This window comes from Ruegeria sp. AF5, assembly GCF_056541905.1.
In genome coordinates this window covers 34,740-50,021 of sequence record NZ_JBQFYZ010000014.1, presented here as the reverse complement: position 1 = coordinate 50,021, position 15,282 = coordinate 34,740, and the positions used below count along the sequence as shown (strand labels likewise).

Annotated in this window: 14 protein-coding genes and 1 pseudogene; 3 read left to right on the top strand and 12 right to left on the bottom strand. The window is 55.1% G+C overall.

The annotated features are described in order from the left end of the window. Window positions 1-48: 48 nt before the first annotated feature. The gene (gene zapE / locus ACR0DS_RS16340; protein WP_480559865.1) at window positions 49-1,107 is read right to left on the bottom strand and encodes a cell division protein ZapE; all 1,059 of its coding nucleotides are present in this window, start codon (window positions 1,105-1,107) and stop codon (window positions 49-51) included. 149 nt (window positions 1,108-1,256) lie between these two features. On the opposite strand from zapE, the pseudogene ACR0DS_RS16335 reads away from it, so the two are divergent. Beyond that, window positions 1,257-2,493, top strand: a pseudogene (locus tag ACR0DS_RS16335) (MFS transporter). A 62-nt stretch (window positions 2,494-2,555) separates the two neighbouring features. On the opposite strand, the gene mtnA reads toward ACR0DS_RS16335, so the two are convergent. The 5 genes from mtnA to ACR0DS_RS16310 form a co-directional block, all read right to left on the bottom strand. Then, window positions 2,556-3,650, bottom strand: a complete 1,095-nt coding sequence (gene mtnA / locus ACR0DS_RS16330) for an S-methyl-5-thioribose-1-phosphate isomerase (protein ID WP_480559868.1) — start codon at window positions 3,648-3,650, stop codon at window positions 2,556-2,558. Window positions 3,651-3,772: 122 nt separating this feature from the next. Beyond that, a complete protein-coding gene (locus tag ACR0DS_RS16325) occupies window positions 3,773-4,228 on the bottom strand; it encodes a YaiI/YqxD family protein (protein ID WP_480483703.1) in 456 nt (151 codons plus the stop codon). Then, the gene (sthA, locus tag ACR0DS_RS16320) at window positions 4,225-5,682 is read right to left on the bottom strand and encodes a Si-specific NAD(P)(+) transhydrogenase (RefSeq protein ID WP_480559870.1); all 1,458 of its coding nucleotides are present in this window, start codon (window positions 5,680-5,682) and stop codon (window positions 4,225-4,227) included. The genes ACR0DS_RS16325 and sthA overlap by 4 nt, the downstream gene beginning before the upstream one ends. 3 nt (window positions 5,683-5,685) lie before the next feature. Next, on the bottom strand, window positions 5,686-6,519 hold the full coding sequence (gene fghA / locus ACR0DS_RS16315; protein ID WP_480559872.1) for an S-formylglutathione hydrolase: 834 nt from the start codon (window positions 6,517-6,519) through the stop codon (window positions 5,686-5,688). A 102-nt stretch (window positions 6,520-6,621) separates the two neighbouring features. Further along, on the bottom strand, window positions 6,622-7,551 hold the full coding sequence (locus ACR0DS_RS16310) for an AEC family transporter (RefSeq protein ID WP_480559874.1): 930 nt from the start codon (window positions 7,549-7,551) through the stop codon (window positions 6,622-6,624). Window positions 7,552-7,696: 145 nt separating this feature from the next. On the opposite strand from ACR0DS_RS16310, the gene ACR0DS_RS16305 reads away from it, so the two are divergent. Then, complete coding sequence (locus tag ACR0DS_RS16305) at window positions 7,697-8,314, top strand: TetR/AcrR family transcriptional regulator (RefSeq protein WP_480483707.1); 618 nt, start codon at window positions 7,697-7,699, stop codon at window positions 8,312-8,314. A 200-nt stretch (window positions 8,315-8,514) separates the two neighbouring features. On the opposite strand, the gene crcB is transcribed toward ACR0DS_RS16305, so the two are convergent. Further along, a complete protein-coding gene (gene crcB, locus ACR0DS_RS16300) occupies window positions 8,515-8,877 on the bottom strand; it encodes a fluoride efflux transporter CrcB (protein WP_480559876.1) in 363 nt (120 codons plus the stop codon). Beyond that, complete coding sequence (locus tag ACR0DS_RS16295) at window positions 8,874-9,242, bottom strand: fluoride efflux transporter FluC (protein ID WP_480506967.1); 369 nt, start codon at window positions 9,240-9,242, stop codon at window positions 8,874-8,876. Before ACR0DS_RS16295 ends, crcB begins: the two co-directional genes overlap by 4 nt. A gap of 251 nt (window positions 9,243-9,493) precedes the next feature. On the opposite strand from ACR0DS_RS16295, the gene ACR0DS_RS16290 reads away from it, so the two are divergent. Beyond that, window positions 9,494-11,074, top strand: a complete 1,581-nt coding sequence (locus ACR0DS_RS16290) for an FMN-binding glutamate synthase family protein (RefSeq protein WP_480559878.1) — start codon at window positions 9,494-9,496, stop codon at window positions 11,072-11,074. An 85-nt stretch (window positions 11,075-11,159) separates the two neighbouring features. Here ACR0DS_RS16290 and ACR0DS_RS16285 read toward each other — a convergent pair whose 3' ends face one another. The 4 genes from ACR0DS_RS16285 to ACR0DS_RS16270 are packed head-to-tail and all read right to left on the bottom strand — an operon-like array spanning window position 11,160 to window position 15,076. Next, window positions 11,160-11,816 carry an ABC-type transport auxiliary lipoprotein family protein gene (locus ACR0DS_RS16285; RefSeq protein ID WP_267366949.1) on the bottom strand — a complete coding sequence of 219 codons (657 nt, stop codon included), beginning with the start codon at window positions 11,814-11,816 and terminating at the stop codon, window positions 11,160-11,162. Further along, window positions 11,813-13,129, bottom strand: coding sequence for an MlaD family protein (locus tag ACR0DS_RS16280; RefSeq protein ID WP_480559880.1), 1,317 nt, complete (start codon window positions 13,127-13,129; stop codon window positions 11,813-11,815). The genes ACR0DS_RS16285 and ACR0DS_RS16280 overlap by 4 nt, the downstream gene beginning before the upstream one ends. A 5-nt stretch (window positions 13,130-13,134) precedes the next feature. Next, window positions 13,135-13,950: an ABC transporter ATP-binding protein gene (locus ACR0DS_RS16275; RefSeq protein ID WP_480483713.1), complete on the bottom strand. Its 816-nt coding sequence runs from the start codon at window positions 13,948-13,950 to the stop codon at window positions 13,135-13,137. A gap of 1 nt (window position 13,951) precedes the next feature. Next, entirely contained in the window at window positions 13,952-15,076 is a 1,125-nt protein-coding gene (locus ACR0DS_RS16270; protein WP_480483714.1) for an ABC transporter permease, read from the bottom strand. Window positions 15,077-15,282: the final 206 nt, after the last annotated feature.

Here is a 15,282-nt window from a genome sequence, read left to right as displayed (position 1 = left end):
GCAAATACTCCGGGGGAGGCGCGCGCAGCGCGACGGGGGCAGAGCCCCCTACTTCCCCCAGTTCTGGTCCTGCATTTCCCGCAGGCGCGACGCAGTACGCTCAAACTCAAAGGTGCCTTCACCTTCGACATACAACATCTCGGGCTCTGCCGCAGCCGAGCAGATCAACCGAACTTTTGCCTCGTAGAGCGCATCAATCAGGATGACAAAGCGCTTGGCTTCGTTGAAGTTATTTCTCGACAGACGGGGGATGTCCTCAAGCACCAGCACTTTAATTGCTTCTGCGATAGCCAGATAGTCTGCCGGTCCCAGCATCCGGCCGCACAGGTCATAGAACGAAGCCCGTGCAACACCATTGCGAAATGCGGGCAGTCCGACAGCGCGGCCTTTGACCTGCAATATCAACGGATCGGCAGGACCGCCTGCAAGATCTTTCCAGACATCCCGTATTTTCTGCCGCGCTTCGGGCCCGATGGGTGTAAAATAGACCGGAGCACCCTCTAGTCTGTTCTGACGGTAATCCGTGGGCGATACCAGTTCCCATACCTGCAACTGGTCTTTGATATGGGCAATAAAAGGCAAGAATAATTGCCGGTTCAACCCATCCTTATACAGCTCGTCCGGATGCCTGTTCGACGTGGTCACAACAACAACGCCACCCTCGTGCAGCAGGTCAAACAAGCGGCCAACGATCATCGCATCCGTAATGTCAGTGATCTGCATCTCGTCGAAGGCCAGCAGGCGGACGGATTTCACAACCTCTCTCGCCACAGGTGCCAGAGCATCTTCGACGTTCTCTTTTCGGGCCTTGTGCATTCCGGCATGGATTTCCTGCATGAAGGCATGAAAGTGAACGCGCCGTGCGGGGACTTCACCCAGCGTGTCGACGAACATGTCCATCAGCATCGATTTACCACGTCCGACGCCGCCCCATAGGTACAGGCCTTTGGGCGTTGGCGGAGCCTTGCGGAAAAACCCTCGTTTTACCGGCTCGGCCAGTGCCGCGCGGATGCGATCAAACTGGGGCAAAACGGCTTCTTGAGCGTCGTCGCGCGTCAGAGTTCCATCCGCAACGCGGGCTTCGTAAAGCGAAATCAGATCCGTCATGACCCAGAGCCTTACCCGTGACCCAGCGCGTTGAAAAGATGCCATTTCCCTGACGTATCAAAATTGCTTATTCGTGACCGCAAATCTGTTGAATTGACGCGATCCGTAAATGCAGTCCGGTCCGTCGGACCAAACTACCCGAGGTCGCTATGCCGCAATCCACCCGCATGTTGAACCCGATCCTGATCGTTGGATGCATCATCATAACGGTCAGTTTTGCCGTGCGCGCGTCTTTCGGCGTGTTTCAGATTCCGATTGCCAGCGAATTTGGCTGGCTGCGCACGGATTTCTCATTGGCGATCGCCATCCAGAATCTGGCTTGGGGCATCGGTCAACCGATCTTTGCAGCTATCGCTGAGAAAGTAGGAGACCGAAAGGCCATTGTCCTCGGTGCCTTGACCTATGCTGCTGGTCTGGTTCTGTCGGCTTGGTCCGTCACACCGCTCGAGCATCAGGTTTATGCGTGGCTGGTTGGGTTTGGCATTGCTGGCACCGGGTTCGGTGTGGTTTTGGCTGTGGTCGGTCGCGCGTCCTCTGATAAAAACCGGTCCATGTCGCTGGCCATCGTTACTGCTGCGGGCAGTTTCGGGCAGGTTCTGGGCGCGCCGACGGCTGAGTGGTTGCTGTCATTCTTGCCCTGGCAACAAGTCTTCGTCGTGTTTGCCGCTGCCATTCTTGCGCTTGTATTGACCTTGCCTTTCATGCGGGCGCCTCAACCAGCTTCAAAGGCAGAGTTGCAAGAAAGCATGGGAGAAATTCTGGGGAAGGCGTTCCGAGATCCTTCTTATGCTTTGATATTTATTGGGTTTTTCAGCTGCGGTTACCAGCTTGGATTTATCACCGCTCATTTTCCGGCATTCGTAACCGAAATGTGCGGCCCGATCGAACCCGGCAGCGTGCTGTATTCCATCGGCATCACATCCACGTCCGCACTTGGCGCGGTATCGATTTCACTGATTGGTTTGGCCAATATCGCCGGGACTCTATTGGCGGGTTGGGCAGGTAATCATTTCCCTAAGAAATACCTGCTGGCCTCGGTCTATGCCGGTCGGACACTTGCTGCGGCATTGTTCATCGTTTTCCCGATAACGCCGCTGTCCGTCATTACATTCTCGCTGGTGATGGGATCGCTTTGGTTGGCCACCGTTCCGCTCACGTCGGGTCTTGTCGCGCACCTCTATGGTTTGCGTTACATGGGAACACTCTATGGCATAATCTTCTTCAGCCATCAGGTTGGCAGCTTCCTGGGCGTCTGGCTGGGGGGGGCGTATGTATGACCAGTATGGTGACTATGCCCTGGTCTGGTGGATCGGTGTGGCAATAGGGGCCTTCAGCGCCATCGTTCATCTACCTATCCGAGAGAACCGTCTGGCAGTCCCCGCCTGACGTGACGTTTCGCGCTCGACCTACGTGCGCGTGCCAAGGGTAAAGCCGTGTGGGGTGTTAATCTAGCCGACTCGGTCCGGAAACAATCCTGCAAGGCCTTCGGCCGAGGCGGCACAGACGCCGCGTTCGGTGATAAGCCCCGTCACCAGCCGGTTGGGTGTGACATCAAAGGCAGGATTGCCACCTTCCGTCCCGTTCGGGGTGACGCGAACATCGGCAATATCCCCCTGTCCATCCACGCCCATGACATGGGTCACTTCTTTTGTATCGCGTTCTTCGATCGGGATTTCCGACACTCCATCCCGAACCGTCCAGTCAATCGTGGGCGAGGGCAGGGCGACATAAAACGGAACCCCGTTGTCCCGCGCCGCCAAGGCCTTCAGGTAGGTGCCGATTTTATTGCAGACGTCGCCTTGTGCCGTGGTCCGGTCTGTACCGGTGATGACGGCGTCAACCAAACCATGTTGCATCAGGTGACCGCCTGCATTGTCCACGATGTAACGATGGGGAATGCCGTGTTCGCCAAGTTCCCAGGATGTCAGCGCCCCCTGATTTCGTGGTCGGGTCTCATCCACCCAGACATGAAGCGGAATGCCCGCGTCATGCGCGTGATACATCGGGCTTGTCGCCGTTCCCCAATCCACCGTTGCCAGCCAACCGGCATTGCAATGCGTCAATAGCCGCACCGGTTCACCTGCGGGCTTTCGGGCTGCAATTTCTTTGATCAGTTGCAGCCCGTGGCGACCTATCGAGGCATTGATCTCAACATCTTCGTCTGCAACCTCTTGTGCCAGTGCCCAGGCCCGTTCAGCACGATCACTTGGGGCAAGTGGCATCAGCGAGTCGCGGCATCTGTCCAAGGCCCATCGCAGGTTTATTGCCGTTGGGCGGGTCGCGTGCAATACGTCATACGCGGCGTCGAACGAAGCGTCAGAGCTGTCATGGGACATCTGTTCGGCAATTCCAAACGCGGCTGTTGCACCAATCAGTGGCGCACCCCTGACCCACATGTCGCGGATCGCTGTCGCAAATTCATCCAGCGTTTTCAGGGTAACCACCCGAAAGTCATGGGGCAGCCAACGCTGGTCGATAATCCGAACCTCACCTGCCGATTTGTCCCACCAAATCGACCGGTAATGAGCACCCTGTACTTTCATAATTCGGTCTCCGTTTGCGAATAGCCTGATCAGAAGTCTTTCGCAGCCTGCGTTCTTTCGGCGGGCTTGTAAACGGGCGTTTCTGGTTACCGTCTGGCATTTTAGCTTGCCGGTGACTGCACTTACCCTCGGGTCGCTGCGCGAAGTTCCCGCTCTAACGCATCCAGAAACCTCGAACGATCTGCTTTGCTGAACGGTCGGCCGCCGCCTCCGGCCCCCAATGGATTGGCGGCCCGCAGGTCAGCCATCAAATCACGTATCGCCAATTGCTGGCCAATGTTGGCTGCCGTAAAGGCCTCGCCGTTGGGGCGCAAAACTCGGGCACCCGCTTCGACGCATTTTGCGGCCAGAGGGATATCGGAGGTCACAACTACATCCCCTGCGCCGCAGCGTTCTGCAATCCATTTGTCCGCTTCATCAGCACCTTCCGAAACCACGATGACCTGTACAAGCGGGTTTGCTGACGGTCGAAGACCGCCATTCGACACCAGTGCCATAGGCACCTTGTGTCGTGTTGCAACCCGTTCGGCCTCGGCCTTTACAGGGCAGGCATCGCCATCGACATACAGCGTTGTCACGCCTTTTTGGCCTCTTTTTTCTCTGGTTGAGCAGGTTTCTTCCGCACCTTGAATTCGTCCGGGATCGGCATCCGGTTGAAAGCATCCAGCCCGGCGATCTTGTAAGCCTCGGCCAGAGTTGGATAGTTGAACGTGTTTTGAACGAAGTAATCGACAGTGCCCTTCAGGTTCAGCACCGCCTGAGCGATGTGGATCAGTTCGGTCGCACCTTCGCCCACAATCTGCACGCCCAAGACACGGCGGGTTTTAAGCGAAAACAGCATCTTCAGCATACCGTGTTCCAGACCCATGATATGCCCGCGCGAGGTTTCGCGGAATCGGGCCACGCCAACCTCATAGGGAATGCCACGCTCCTGAAGTTCTTCCTCGGACATACCGCAGGTGGAAATTTCGGGAACCGAGTAGATGCCATAGGGGTACCATGGGCTTTCCGGCAGCGTAGGTGTCTCAAGCGCATGGCAGGCAGCCACACGTCCTTGCTGCAATGAAGTCGAGGCCAGCGAAGGGTGGCCGATTACATCCCCGGTCGCGTAGATATGCGGAACCGCGGTCTGATATGTCTTGCGGTCTACCTTGATCCGATTGCGGTGATCGGTTTCCAGTCCGACTGAGTCCAGATTGAGTTTCGATGTTGCGCCCATGCGCCCGGCTGCAAACAGCAGCATTTCGGCCCGCACGTGACGCCCGTTTTCAAGGGTCACTTCCACATGCTCGCCCGCATCTTCAATCTTTTCGACAGACGATCCCAACCGCAGATCAACACCGTTTTCGCGAATTTGATGGGTGAAATCATGGATCAAGCGGCTATCGATGAAGTCCAGAAACGTATCCCGCGGCTCGATCAGCGTCACCCGAACGTCCAGTGCGGAGAACATCGTGGCGTATTCGACCCCAATGACCCCGGCACCGATAACAACCAGTGAACGCGGGATTTCTGCCATTTCCAGAAACTCGTCGCCATCGACCACGGTCTTGCCGTTGAATGGAACATAGTCGGGGCGATAGGTCTTGGTCCCCGTTGCAATCAGAAACTTGGCGGCCGTTACACGTGTGGTCTCTCCGGCATCAGTGGCGACTTCCACTTCATGTGGTCCGACAAACTTGGCTAAACCGTCGAGAGTATCGACGTGGTTCCGGTTGAACTGATGTTCCAGCACGTCGACTTCGTGATCGAGCGTCATATGCAGGCGCGCTTTCAGATCATCGGCGCGGATCTGGTCCTTGACCCGATAGGAACGGCCATAAAAGCTGCGCTCGCGCCAGCCCGACAGGTTCAGAACCGTTTCGCGCAATGTCTTGGATGGGATAGTTCCGGTGTGAACGGACACCCCACCAAAACGGTCTTTTCGGTCAATCACCAGAACCCGTCGCTTGAGCTTGCCAGCCTGAATGGCCGCAGAACGCCCCGAAGGCCCGGACCCGATGATGACCAGATCATAGTCGTATTTGCTCATATCTCAGTCTCCGTACAGCGCTTCGGCGTGGAAAACGATGTGATCTTCCATGAAGGTAGATACGAAGAAATACGAATGGTCATACCCGGGCTGGAGGCGGAAGGTTGCTTGCTGGCGACGCTCAGCGATGGCTTGGGCAAGCGCTTCTGGGCGCAGCAGGTCCATAAACTGATCATTGGTGCCCGTATCGATCAGGATGGGGCCGTCGAAACCGGTTTCTTTCATCAACAGGGAGGCATCGTGTTTGGCCCAAAGGGATTCATCATCCCCCAGATACGCGCCCAGCTGTTTGCGCCCCCAGTCTGCGCCCGTCGGGTTCGCGATGGGTGCGAAGGCCGAAACCGAGCGGTACCGTCCTGGAAGGTTCATGGCCAACGTCAATGCACCATGCCCGCCCATGGAATGACCCGTAATGGCCTGACGTTCGCTATCGATGGCAAAGTTTTCGAACAGCAGTGTGGGCAATTCGTCGGCAATGTAGTCCCACATCCGGAAATGCGGTGCCCAGGGCTCCTGCGTGGCGTTCACGTAGAACCCAGCGCCCTGACCCAAATCGTAGTCGTCATGATCCGCAACACTTTTACCGCGTGGCGAAGTGTCGGGAAATACCACTGCAATGCCTTGTTCCGCAGCCCAAGCTTGTGCGCCGGCTTTTGTCATCGCGTTTTCATGGGTGCAGGTCAGACCAGACAGATACCACAAGATCGGAACCGGGCCATCTTTCGCCTCGGCCGGAAGAAAAAGGCCAAACGTCATGTCGCATTGGCATGTCGACGAAGCATGGCGATACACGCCTTGCACTCCGCCGAAACAGGCATTTTCCGAAAGGGTTTCCATTAGGCATCGTCCTTATTCTAGAGTCGCAACATGGCTAACGATCCACGGACCCGGCGTAAAGTCCGAGTGCCTTTGGAGTGAGTATTTTTGAAAGGGTGAAGGTCAGGGGGTACCTAGAGCCGCAATAACAAGTGGTATGGTGACAATGCTGACGAGCGTCGACAGTAAAATAGCAGCCGAGGCGCGCTGTGGGGCAATGCCGTAATGCGCGGCCAGCATATAGACATTTCCTGCTACGGGCAGAGCTGCTGCTGCAATTGCAACGCTTGCCGGGAATGTTTCGATCGGGATCAGCCAGATCAGGGCGATTGCTACGAAAAGCGGGTGGAGCACTAGTTTGCAGAAACTCAACCAGGCTGCGATCTGAAATCTTTCCGCGGATTTGCCAGCAAGGGACGCACCGATTGCAAAAAGCGCTCCGGGGGTTGCGGCACCACCGAGGATGGTCAGAAAGTTGTTCAGCGGATCGGGAACCGGGACTTGCAGGGATGACCAGACGAGCCCGGCAGAGATCGAGACAATCATCGGGTTCTTGAGCAGACCCATTCCAATCAGTTTGAAAGTGGCTGGCGTCAGCCTTCCGTCACGCCCACCGTTGATCAGGATCACGATCAGAGACGAGAATACAACCAGATCTACGGTCAGGACCAGCATGACCGGGCCAATAGCGGCTTCGGTGAACAGCAGCGCGAGCATTGGCAGGCCAAGAAAGCCAACGTTCCCAATAGCAGCGCATTGTGCCTCAACCGCCGAAGTAGGCACGTCAAGGCCGCGTATCCACGCTATGCAAGTTGCTATGCCATAAACAGCAGCGGTTCCTACGAGATAACCGAAGATCAGTCTTGCGTTGAAAATCTCTGCAAAGGGCAGGGTCGCTGCAAATCGAAACAACATTGCCGACAGCGCGAAGAAGAAGACGAACTTGGTCAGATATGCGGTTGCTTCGGCCGTAAAGAACCGTGTGCGCCCAGCCCAAAAGCCAAGGCCGATGATTGCAAAAAAGGGCAGTGTACGCAAAAAGATATCGGCCATGGGCCAAGTCCTAGCACGGTTTAGAACCGTCGCAAGAGCTCAACACCCCAAATTGGGCGAGGTCAGAGTTAAGGGGGATACGAGAATCCTTGTACCTGAACCGAACGGTTTATAAACTGTGACAGGTATTGATCGAGGAGATGACATGACCCAGACCGCCACCATCCTGCGCACAGGCCGAAAGTTTGATCAGGTTTTGCGCGGGGCCCGAGAGGTTTTCATGGCGGACGGATTCGAGGGCGCAAGCGTGGATGACATTGCCCGCGCGGCTGGAGTGTCAAAAGCAACCTTGTACAGCTATTTTCCGGACAAGCGCCTTTTGTTCATGGAAGTTGCACAAACGGAATGCTGTCTTATGGCCGAACGGGTCGTCGCGATGATCGACGAGACCAAACCCGCACGAGAAGTTTTGATGATCGCGGCCACACAGTTGACGGCGTTTCTGGTTTCAGATTTCGCGCAGCAGGTTTTCCGCATTTGTGTTGCCGAACGAGACCGGTTTCCGGAACTTGGCCGCGCATTTTACGAAGCGGGGCCGCAAAACGGCCAGCGTCAAATGGCAGAATACCTTGAAAAAGCCGTGGCTAAAGGTGAGTTAGCAGTTGAAAATGTCCAAATAGCGGCTGAGCAGTTTTCCGAGCTTTGCAAAGTACGGATCTGGACCCGGGCTGCATTTGGAATTCAGAATTCATTCAGCAAAGAAGAAATCGCTGAAGTAGCGACACAAGCCGTGGACATGTTTCTTGCCCGGTATGGGGTCTGATCCAAGAAAGAAATGGCCCATATCCGGATCAGGGACACAGGCCATTGCTCACACACCAGAACACTCGATGCAGTTCAGCTTACTGCGATAAGTCTTTTCAAACTCTTTATTTGTCGAACTATTGGTGTGGCTTGGGACCCAACATTGGCCGGAAAGAAAAGCAGGTCAGCGTTCAAACTTGTTGCCCAGCTTGATGCACTTTAGCTCGTTAGCAACAGGCCAAGCCAGAAAGAAAACCAGCACAGAGCAAGGCTGATCAGAATATTACCTGCTGCCAAAAGCAATGTGCGCTCGCGGTGAAGTTCGAGCGATTGGTAGGCAAAGCTGGAGAAGGTTGTAAAACCACCGCAAAATCCGAAAACAAGGCGTTTTTGGTCCTCGGGAATGTCTACTGGACCTCCTAAAAACCCAACCCAGATCCCCAGCAGAAAGCTACCCAACACATTTACGAGCAAGGTTGCTAGTGGCAAGTCGTGCCGAATCTTCAGCGCCAGCCAATGGCGCATCACGGCCCCCAGACCTCCGCCCAACGCGAACATGGAATGAAGATACACTTCGCTCATGACGGCGTCTTTTCGGAATGAAAATGCCGTCCAAGTCTTTCACCAAACAGCGCGGCAGCAAGGCCAAATGAAACTTCCAGCCCGATTGCCAGGGACGTTACCCATAGGCCGCCGTCGGCTATTCGTTCAAGATCTGCAACAAAAGACGAAAAGGTCGACAATCCACCGCAAAACCCGACGGCGCCAAGATGCAGAACATGCGCGTGCACCTTATTGCGCACGGAATATAGCCAGCCTAAAACAAAACAGGCGACTACGTTGATGCCAAAAGTCGAGGTGAGAAAGCTTAGACCTGGGATCTCTAGTGTAAACGCCTCACGCAACAACGACCCAAGTGCACCGCCTGCGAAGACGGACAGAAACATCACGCTTTTTCGGTCATGCCAGAGGTGGGATTGTGTGTTTGCCAAGGATCGGCCCTTTGTCGTCCGTTAAGCGTGATTTATCCGCCGGTTGCACCGGGTTCAACAGTTGGGCGGTTCGTAACATGATTTCACGTTTGCGTCCCTCAGCAGACATTTTTCCGCGGGCACTTGAAATAAAATTTCAATCTGTTTCACGTTGAGTTCTGACAGCATGGCTCATCAGCCCGATAATAACACAAGGAGTGTGGAACATGATTGTACGCAGAATTTTCTTTTTTCTGAGCTGTGTCTGTCTGCCGTTGGTTCTGATCCTTGGGTTCTTCTGGTCGCCTGCGCTTTGGCTTCTGATCATTTTGGTGCCGTACGCGATCATCGGTCTTTATGATGTTCTGACGACCAGGCATAACGTCCTGAACAATTACCCGGTTCTTGGGCATTTCCGGTACATGCTGGAATTTGTAAGCCCGGAAATTCGCCAATACTTTGTGGAAACCAACGAAAGCGGACGGCCTTTCAACAGGATTGTCCGAGGGCTGGTTTATTCTCGGGCCAAGGGGCAGGTGGACACACAGGCGTTCGGCACGCAATACGACATTACCGAAACCGGGTATCATCGCGCCAACCACTCACTAGCCCCCAAACATGTAGACAAAAGTGAAGAACGCATAATGCTGGGGGGTCCGCAATGTACGCAACCCTACAGCGCCTCACGCCTTAATGTATCTGCCATGAGCTTTGGCGCGCTCAGCGCCAATGCCATCCGCGCGCTGAACGGAGGAGCCAAGGATGGGGGGTTCGCGCATAACACCGGAGAGGGTGGGCTGTCACCGCATCATCTGGCCGAAGGCGGGGACATCATCTGGCAGATCGGGACGGGTTACTTCGGGTGCCGGACCCCTGCTGGTGGATTTGACAAGGACAAGTTTGCCGAAAAGGCAGGAAGGGACGTGGTCAAGGCTATTGAGATCAAGCTGTCACAAGGTGCAAAGCCCGCCCATGGCGGTGTTCTGCCTGCTGCCAAAGTCGATGCCGAGATTGCCGAGATACGGGGAGTGCCCGAACATCAGGATGTGATTTCTCCGCCCACCCATAGTGCCTTCGATGGGCCCACAGGTTTGATGCATTTTGTCCAGCACCTGCGAGAAATGTCAGGTGGCAAACCTGTTGGGTTCAAGCTGTGCATCGGCAGGCCGTCCGAATTCATGGCGATCTGTAAATCAATGCTTGAAACGGGTATCTTGCCGGATTTCATCACAATCGACGGGGCAGAAGGGGGCACGGGCGCAGCCCCGGTGGAATTCACCAACCGTTTGGGTATGCCCCTGAACGAAGCCTTGATCTTTGTCAGCAACTGTTTGCGCGGTGTCGGAGTGCGTGACAAGATTCGGATCATCTGTTCCGGAAAAGTGGCGACCGGTTATGACATGGTCGAGAAGTTGGCGCTTGGTGCCGACATGTGCAACTCGGCGCGCGCGATGATGTTTGCGGTGGGTTGCATCCAGGCATTGCATTGCAACACAAACCGTTGTCCGTCAGGGGTGGCTACACAAGATCCCATCCGCGGGCGCGCCGTGAATGTGCCGCAGAAACGCCGGCGTGTTCATCGCTATCACGATGCCACACTGGAAAGTTTCCGCGAGCTTTTGGGCGCGATGGGCAAGGAAAAAGCGTCCGAGTTACATCCCCGTGATATCCTGCGCCGAACTGCGGACGAGCATGAGCGTACCTATGCCGAGCTTTATATTTATCTGGAGGACGGTGCCTTGTTAAAGGACGACATTCCCGAAGAATTTGCAGATGATTGGAACCGAGCTTCGGCCGCACAATTCTGAAAACCACATTGGGTAGCGCGATGATTGGTCATGTGAAAGCGCGGCCGTAATTGCCCGCTTTTTCCGCCGTCTTATGCAACTTTCGTTATCTGGGAATGGATCGCGGGTTGTTTGCCACGTGGGTATTGATCTTGCGAATGCTCCATTCAACAGAATCTCTCATCGCGCGCCCCAACGCCAGGTCAAACGCGTTGATCAGATCCGGCGTCTGATCGCTTGCCGCCACGACGTTTTCCTGGAACGAGCTGGATGCAACGATTTTATCTTCGTATTCGTCGATCACCTTGATGTTAATACGAACTTCGACGCGAATTTTGGCTCCGTTCTCGGTATTTTCGATCACGACCCCCTGAAACTCTCGAAGGTCCGGGGCTATTACATAATCGGCCCGCAGGCCAACGGTTGAGCGTCCAACAGCTGCGACTTTGCCCGAGTTCTCAAAGCTTTCAACCAACAAGGTTTGAACGATCAAGGGCGCGCGATCCACCCAGCGGGCGCGGGGCAAATATTGAACCTGCAACGAGGTGGGCTGAATGGCAATCTGGTCCGTGTTTACTGCGGCAGTTGCCGTGGGTTCCTGAACGACGATCTGCTTTTCAATCCTGGGCAGCGCCGAGGAAAACGTGCTTTTTGGGGTCAGCAGATACAAATCATTTGGTTTCGCCGCTTGTTGCAACGTGCCCAGACCAGCGCAGCCGCCAAACAACGCGACCATCAACATTGCAAGTGCAGGCTTGATCATTGACGAAACTCCGATGCTTGGGTGCCCAACAGGAAACGTGCCGGATCGCGTTGAACTTTGTCTACGAGGCGATCCAGACCGATGACAAGGCGCTGGGATTCTTCGATGAAACGAATAAATTGAGGCAACCCGACACGCAGGAAGTCTGACACTTGTCGGCGGTTGCTCTGAACAATGCCGTCGATGGTTCCCAGCAATTCGGACGCGGAATTTGACGCGCTCAGGACGTCGTCCGAGATCTGGTCGATCTTTTCCGTTATGCCCGCGACAGTTTCGGTCACCTGATTGGCCGCCTTCCGGACATCTTCCGCAACAGGTGCCACGTCTTCCTCCATGACACGATTTGCAGAGTCAAAAGCGGATTCTGCCGAAGCCAGCGCCCCCTTGGCGGACTCCATCGCCGTAGTAATCGAGCCAAGCGTCGTATTGGCGTTCATCACGGTTTCGTTCACAATTCCAAGGGTAACGCTGCCTTCATCAGATAAAACGGTCAATCGTTCAGCCAGTTGCGAGCCTCGCTCGATGAAAGGCTTCACGTCCTGCTGCAAAATGCGGTCCGCCGTCTGAAGGGTTGTTTTAGCTTCGTCCAGCGCCGTTTTGGCGGACCCGGATGCCGTTTTGACGGCTTCCAATGTTTCCGTGCCGGTCTTGAGCGTTGTTTGAGCGGTTTCGATCAGAGGGTCCAGCCGCTTTGAAAACGCGCCAATATCCTGCGCAGCGCTGCCGATGTCATTTGCGACGGATTCAAAACTTGTCAGTGTCTTGTCCAGTTTACCCGTAGCCGAAGCAAGATTGTCCAGAATACCGCTCACAGCTTCCCGGTTTTTATCATCGACGACTTTGTTCAGGTTTTCCAAAAGTGTCACGGCTTCATCCAGAACTTTTGGCGCGCCTTCGAACAGGGATTGAATTGCGCTGCGTTTGCTCTTGATAACACTCTTTTGTGGCAATCGTTCAGCGTTAGCCGATCCGCCGGTCAGTTCAACATAGCCAACACCGGTCACGCCAAGTGACTGAAGCTGCGCGATTGTCTCATTGGTTATCGGAATGTCTGCGTCCACTTCGATCCGCACCCGAACCTTTGACGGATCATTTTCATCCAGTTGCAAGGAAACGACCTGCCCGACCGGCAGGCCGTTGAAGTTCACGCCGCCGGCTGCCGACAGACCTGCGACATTGTCAAATAGTACATCGTAATAAGCGTATTGGCGCGTGATCTCAAACTTGGCGAGCCACAGGAAAAAGCCGAATGCGCCCAACAACCCCGCAAGGGTAAACGCGCCGATCAGAATATAGTTCGCCCGGGTTTCCATTGCCTTTACCTGTTTTGCCCCTTCTGTTGCGCCGCGCGGGCGCGGGGGCCTGTGAAGTATTCCTGTACCCAAGGATGGTCGACCTTGGTCATATCCTCAATCGGACCTTCAACCAGCACACGCTTTTCTGCAAGCACTGCAACGCGGTCGCAGATCGCGTATAGACTGTCCAGATCATGGGTGACCATGAAAACAGTCAACCCAAGTGCCTGCTGCAACTCGCCGATCAGCTCATCATACGCGGCTGCGCCAATCGGGTCCAATCCTGCGGTCGGTTCGTCCAGAAAAACGATCTCGGGGTCAAGGGCAAGCGCTCGTGCTAGCGCGGCGCGTTTGCGCATGCCACCCGACAGTTCTGACGGAAACTTGCCGCAACTCAGCTGCGGCAGACCCACGAGGCTGATCTTCAATGCACCCAGAGACTCCATCAGTTTTTCGCTGAGACCTGTGTGTTCCCGCAAAGGAGCCATCACATTTTGGAGCACGGTCAGCGACGAAAACAGTGCCCCGTCCTGAAAAGCAACACCCCAGTGGCGTTCGATTCTGCGACGATCATCTTCCGGACCATTCAGAACATCGACGCCCAGCACCTCGATTTCTCCGGCGGCGGGTTTGTTCAGCCCTACGATAGTTCTGAGTAATACGGATTTACCGGTGCCCGACCCGCCAACGATTCCCAGAACTTCTCCCTTCCAGACATCAAGATTCAGGTTTTCGTGTACCACCTGGGTACCGAACTGAGTTCGGAGCCCGCGTACACGAATGACAGCCTCACGACCTTTAGTCGCGGCAGCTGATGGCTGTGGTGTATCCCCGGTCATGTCATATCCCGATCTCTGAGAAGAAGATCGAAAACAAAGCGTCGATTGCGATCACCATGAAAATGGATTGAACAACTGATGCTGTCGTACGTTGACCGACACTTTGGGCGGACCCCTTGACCTGCATTGCCTGCCAGCAGGCGATAACGCCGATGACGAGCGCAAAGAACGGAGCTTTGATAAGACCGACTGCCAATTGCCAGACGTCGGTGTTTTCCTTCAAACGGGTAAGAAACATTCCGGGGCTTACACCCAGGTCGATCCAGCTCATCAAGGCACCGCCAAACAGGCCTGCCATATCGGCGACAAAACCCAATATGGGTAGCATGATCAACAAGGCCAAAACGCGCGGAATGACCAGAACTTCGATCGGGTCCAGACCCAGCGTTCGCATTGCGTCGATTTCTTCCTGCACTTTCATCGAGCCGATTGACGCAGTGAATGCAGAACCCGAGCGCCCGGCAACGATTATAGCCGTCAGCAATATGCCCAATTCACGCAGAACCGAGATCGAGATCAGCTCGACCACGAATATCTCAGCTCCAAATTGCTTCAGTTGGGTCGCGCCCTGAAATGCTAGTACGACACCGATCAGAAACCCCATAAGGGCCACGATTGGCAGTGCCTTGAACCCGGTCTCTTCCATGTGTGTGACCAGCGCTGCCTTGCGAAGTCGCCATGGCATGACAATGGTACGAAACAGCCGATGCAGTGTCAGACCCAGAAATTCGAGGATGGAAAGCGTATCCCGCCAGGCACCTACGGTGATGTGACCCATCTGTGCGATCAAATCCAACAGACTTCGCGGTTTATCAAGTTCACCGGGTTCGTCGGGTATGCTGCGGGTTACAGTATCTATCAGAGTGGCATGTGCCGGTTTCACACCTTGAAATTCAAGTGTTGCACCTTGTGACGTGAAGCGTTTGCCAAGGTCCGCGATCAGCCAGGCACCGCCGGTATCCAGGGCTTCGACCTCGGACAGATCGAGAACAAGCCTGTCTCCGGTTGGGCGGACAGAGGCAAAACCTTGTTCAACGGTTTGCAGCGATTGCGTGAGCAGCTCTCCGGATATGCGTACACGAGTACCGCTGGAATCGTGTTCTGAGATTATCGAAGGCTGCGTCATGAGGTCATGTGAAGTGAAACATTCAGTGACCGCAATGGCTTTGTGCCATTGGACTTCTTTTTGCCGCGCTGGATGGCCTTGACGTCACGCCGACCGTCGCATTGGAGCTATGCTGAACAGGTGCATGCCAGAGGTTGTCGCACAACAACTTTGTCGGGATAGCACGCCTTTGCCTGACCGACAAATCGGTTGCGCTATGGCGGGAA

What these genes read in the sequence shown, in the direction of transcription:
- zapE (WP_480559865.1), bottom strand. Translation starts at nt 1,107, where the DNA reads ATGACGGATCTGATTTCGCTTTACGAAGCCCGCGTTGCGGATGGAACT.
- mtnA (WP_480559868.1), bottom strand. Translation starts at nt 3,650, where the DNA reads ATGAAAGTACAGGGTGCTCATTACCGGTCGATTTGGTGGGACAAATCG.
- sthA (WP_480559870.1), bottom strand. Translation starts at nt 5,682, where the DNA reads ATGAGCAAATACGACTATGATCTGGTCATCATCGGGTCCGGGCCTTCG.
- fghA (WP_480559872.1), bottom strand. Translation starts at nt 6,519, where the DNA reads ATGGAAACCCTTTCGGAAAATGCCTGTTTCGGCGGAGTGCAAGGCGTG.
- ACR0DS_RS16310 (WP_480559874.1), bottom strand. Translation starts at nt 7,551, where the DNA reads ATGGCCGATATCTTTTTGCGTACACTGCCCTTTTTTGCAATCATCGGC.
- ACR0DS_RS16305 (WP_480483707.1), top strand. Translation starts at nt 7,697, where the DNA reads ATGACCCAGACCGCCACCATCCTGCGCACAGGCCGAAAGTTTGATCAG.
- crcB (WP_480559876.1), bottom strand. Translation starts at nt 8,877, where the DNA reads ATGAGCGAAGTGTATCTTCATTCCATGTTCGCGTTGGGCGGAGGTCTG.
- ACR0DS_RS16295 (WP_480506967.1), bottom strand. Translation starts at nt 9,242, where the DNA reads ATGTTTCTGTCCGTCTTCGCAGGCGGTGCACTTGGGTCGTTGTTGCGT.
- ACR0DS_RS16290 (WP_480559878.1), top strand. Translation starts at nt 9,494, where the DNA reads ATGATTGTACGCAGAATTTTCTTTTTTCTGAGCTGTGTCTGTCTGCCG.
- ACR0DS_RS16285 (WP_267366949.1), bottom strand. Translation starts at nt 11,816, where the DNA reads ATGATCAAGCCTGCACTTGCAATGTTGATGGTCGCGTTGTTTGGCGGC.
- ACR0DS_RS16280 (WP_480559880.1), bottom strand. Translation starts at nt 13,129, where the DNA reads ATGGAAACCCGGGCGAACTATATTCTGATCGGCGCGTTTACCCTTGCG.
- ACR0DS_RS16275 (WP_480483713.1), bottom strand. Translation starts at nt 13,950, where the DNA reads ATGACCGGGGATACACCACAGCCATCAGCTGCCGCGACTAAAGGTCGT.
- ACR0DS_RS16270 (WP_480483714.1), bottom strand. Translation starts at nt 15,076, where the DNA reads ATGACGCAGCCTTCGATAATCTCAGAACACGATTCCAGCGGTACTCGT.